Source organism: Methylobacterium sp. CCH7-A2, assembly GCF_001557075.1.
GTDB classification, from domain to species: Bacteria; Pseudomonadota; Alphaproteobacteria; order Rhizobiales; family Beijerinckiaceae; genus Allobosea; species Allobosea massiliensis.
In genome coordinates, this window is sequence record NZ_LSKN01000185.1 from 1 (window position 1) to 650 (window position 650).

Annotated in this window: 1 protein-coding gene; it reads left to right on the top strand. The window is 69.2% G+C overall.

Going from position 1 to position 650, the window contains the following annotated elements; genetic code table 11:
- The coding region (locus tag AX750_RS14440; protein ID WP_197432826.1) for a transposase zinc-binding domain-containing protein at nt 1–650 on the top strand (650 nt) is incomplete at both ends.

Below are 650 nucleotides of genomic sequence, written 5' to 3' on the forward strand. Positions count from 1 at the left end.
GCCGCGGCCAGCTCAAGGTGATCGGTGCGATCCGGGCCTGCCGCACGGCTGCGCTCGGCGGCCATGTCATGCGCTGTGCCGACTGCGATCACCCGACGATCGCCTACAACTCCTGCCGCAACCGGCACTGCCCGCGTTGCCAGGGTACAGCGGCGAAGGACTGGCTCGCGGACCGGCAGGCCGATCTGTTGCCCGTGCCATACTACCATCTCGTCTTCACCCTGCCGGCGCCGATCGCGACCATCGCCTACCAGAACAAGGCCGAGGTTTATGGCCTGTTGTTCCGGGCCGCGGCCGAGACGCTCGCCACCATCGCCATCGATCCCCGGCATCTCGGCGCCCGCATCGGCTTCACCAGCGTCCTGCACACCTGGGGTTCGGCGATGACGCACCATCCCCATCTCCACATCATCGCGCCCGGAGGCGGATTGTCGCTCGACGGCTCGCGATGGATCGCGTGCAGGCCCGGCTTCTTCCTGCCGGTGCGCGTGCTCTCGCGGCTGTTCCGACGTCTCTTCCTCGAAGGGCTCGCAGCCCTGCACGCGGCGGGGCGGCTCGCCTTCCATGGCGATCTCGGCCCGTTCGCCGAAGCTGGTGCCTTCGCCGCCCTGCTGGCACCGCTGCGGCGAGCCGACTGGGTCGTCTATGCC